The 2,989-nt window shown below is 60.8% G+C and carries 3 protein-coding genes; all 3 read right to left on the bottom strand.

Features of this window, described 5'->3' with window-relative positions; translation table 11 throughout:
* Positions 1-321: 321 nt before the first annotated feature.
* Complete coding sequence (locus GOB87_RS16265; protein WP_166319114.1) at positions 322-813, bottom strand: hypothetical protein; 492 nt, start codon at positions 811-813, stop codon at positions 322-324.
* On the bottom strand, positions 810-2,786 hold the full coding sequence (locus GOB87_RS16260; RefSeq protein ID WP_166319111.1) for a heavy metal translocating P-type ATPase: 1,977 nt from the start codon (positions 2,784-2,786) through the stop codon (positions 810-812). Before GOB87_RS16260 ends, GOB87_RS16265 begins: the two co-directional genes overlap by 4 nt.
* Positions 2,783-2,989: hypothetical protein (locus tag GOB87_RS16685; RefSeq protein ID WP_206752352.1), on the bottom strand; the 207-nt coding region annotated here is incomplete at its 5' end. The genes GOB87_RS16685 and GOB87_RS16260, both read right to left, overlap by 4 nt.

Genomic DNA, 2,989 nt, shown 5'->3' with positions numbered 1-2,989 from the left:
CACTCTGTCTGCATCGGGTTTTCTTGATGATTATGGAAATTTCTTTTCTACAAAACAGACTTTTTCATAATCTAACCCGATGTACAACCCTTCTGTGAGATTTCCGCGTCGTGCGCTTTGCAAACACGTCACGGAACCTTTCTTTACGCGCGGCATAACCGGATATCGGAAATAGGAGTATTCTTGAGCACTTTTCCGATCGACCGGCCCCGGCTGGGGTGGTGGAGACAGCGCGTTAAGTAAATGAAGGAATTGTCATGTGGTGTTATCGTTTTGTGAAACGAAACTCTCCGCAATGGTTTGCAACCTAAATGCGAAATTTCACCATGCCAGATGCGGATCGACCCTTTTGTGACTCATGATATGTACCGAATCGATCCTCTGTTTTTCAGAAACAGGTGGAGGTTCATATTTCGAAAACACAGGCGCCACATGTTTCGTGTTTCCGTTCTGAGCAAGCGTTACCCCCGAAGGTGCGATGGACGTGATGGTCCACCCCTCCGTTTTCTCCCCTTCGGAGAGAATCCGACTGCGCCCATCCCCTTTCTCAGGTCGGAAAATTGCCCGCCATGCACCGGCATGTCCGGAAATACCAACAAGATGAAACGCGCCCTCTTCACCGTGCGTCACACCTTTTGCGCGACGGTCAGGCTCGAACAAAGGACGGCTGAGGATTGGAGCGAGATCCTCAGCCGAACCCTCCGTATCAGCAGGCACGGGTGTTTGGGCGTACAGAGGCGTTCCCACCCCGCACATCATGACACCTCCCGCCACAAGACAGGCACGCAACGAAATGGATGGGAAGAGCGTCATGCTTTTCTTATGCCGGGTAAGCGTGTTTCATCGAACCGGAGAAGGCGCCCCGCATTGGCAAGCCCCGCCAGAGTGGACGCATTGTGCAGCACGGCCGCCATGACGGCCCCTTGCGCCCCCAACAGGTTGAACGCCGCGCAGACAATGAGGATGGCTGTCCACCCCACACCCATCCCGACATTGACCTGAATGGTGCGGCGACACCGACGGCTCAGACGTATGGTCGTTCCCAACCGCCGCAGATCGGATTGCATCAGCACAAGATCCGCTGAACTGAGCGCCACGTCCGTGCTGTCCGCGCCCATGGCAATGCCTACGGCACCCGCGCGCAACGCCAGCGCATCGTTGATGCCGTCCCCCACCACCAGCGGTCGTTGTCCATGCGCAACCTCACGCTGGACACAGGCCATCTTGTCGGTGGGCAGTACCTCCGCTTCCACAAGATCGATGCCCACGTCCGCGCCAATTCGCTGGGCCACCGCACGACGATCGCCCGTCAGAAGAATCTGACGTGTCAGACCGAGCCCCCGCAGCTCCTCCATCGCCTGCTCGGCCTCCGGACGCAGGCTGTCGGATAGAAGAAGCCAGCCCAGAAGGGTGCCGTCACGACTGAGGCACACCATCGGCCCATCGTGTTCAGGCACAGGCTCCGGCGCGATCCCTTCCCCTTCCAGCAACGCTGGCCGTCCCATGAGGAACACCGTGCCATCCGACGCGACTGCGCGCAGACCCAATCCATGCTCTTCCTGCACATCCACGAAATCGAAAGGTTGCGGCACGTCCATGGAACGCGCGAGCGCACGACTGACCGGATGGGAACTAAGCGCGCCGAGGCTCGCACCCAGCGCGAGCAACTGTTCGTCAGAGATACCCGGCCGGGGCAGCACGCGACTGAGCGCGAGACGACCGGTCGTAAGCGTTCCCGTCTTGTCGATGACGAGAGATGTCACATCGGCCAGATGCTCCAGAAACGCCGTGCCCTTGATGAGAATTCCATGACGCGCGGCCACGGCAATCGCCGCAATGGACGCCGCCGGAGCCGCCAGCACCACGGCACAGGGACAGGATGCCACCAGCACGGCCAGCATGGCTGCAGTAGAGCCGGAGGCAAACCACACCGCCGCTGAAATCGTCATGATAAGCGCCATGTAACGTCCGGCGTAACGCTCCAGCAGACGCGTAAGCGGGGGCTTGGCTTCCTCAGCCACTTCCATCAGCGCGATGACCTGCCCCAGAGCCGTCTCCTCGCCTGTGCGCGTCACCTCGACCGTCAGCACACCTGAGAGATTGATCGTGCCCGCCAGCACATGCTCGCCCGGCCCGACCTCCACCGGCACCGATTCACCTGTGAGCGACGCCATGTCGAGAGAGGACTGCCCCGAGAGAATCAGCCCGTCCGCCAGCACGCGGTCACCCGCCCGCACTTCCAGTCGGTCTCCCACCGCAAGCTGGGAAGCCGTCACCGTCTCCGTCGTTCCGTCCGGGTGCAGGCGCAGTGTCGTGGTGTCCACAAGTCGCTCAAGCGCCCGGATCGCCTCCTGTGACCCAAGAAGCGAACGCTCCTCCAGCACATGGCCCACGATCATCACGATGGGCAGAAGGGCCGCCGTGAGCAGATCCCCAGTCGCCCACGACGCCAGCATCGCCACCGCCACAAGCTGATCCGTCAGACCGTGCAGGGATGGATGACGCAGGCTCGCAATCGCCGCACTCAGAACAGGCGCCGCTACCAGCAGGGCGGCTCCTGTCGCCGCCAGATCCGGTACGGCACTGTTGGACGACACCAGATACTTCCACGCCAGCGCGATCACCAGCAGCCAGCAGGCCACCATGGCCAGCACCAATCGCGTGCCCAGCCCCCACCGCTCGGCGCGACTCATCAGGGAGCCAAGCTCGGAGGCCGTGGCCTGACGGGTGTGATGCCCCAGCCCGCGCCCGACATCGGGGGCGGAGGAAAAACCTGTCGCACTCATGGCGTGCTTCCTTCACCCTGTCCGCTCTCCCCGCTTTTGTCCGGCACAGGCCCGCCGAACATCACCTGCCCCATGCCGGGAGCCACCGCCGTCACCTGGAGGGTTCTAAAAACCCCCTGGTTTTGAGGTCTTCTGTATGATTCTATTTCTTCTGCGTTGATTGAGGGAATGGCGATATGAAGCAGTCTGGTTTCTTTGATGTT

This window comes from Acetobacter estunensis (assembly GCF_011516945.1).
Lineage (GTDB): Bacteria > Pseudomonadota > Alphaproteobacteria > Acetobacterales > Acetobacteraceae > Acetobacter > Acetobacter estunensis.
Note: the sequence above shows the minus strand (reverse complement) of the source record. Positions and strands in the feature narration are given on the sequence as shown.

Excerpts from the sequence above, each read along its gene's own strand:
- GOB87_RS16265 (WP_166319114.1), bottom strand. The coding sequence starts at position 813 with ATGACGCTCTTCCCATCCATTTCGTTGCGTGCCTGTCTTGTGGCGGGA.
- GOB87_RS16260 (WP_166319111.1), bottom strand. The coding sequence starts at position 2,786 with ATGAGTGCGACAGGTTTTTCCTCCGCCCCCGATGTCGGGCGCGGGCTG.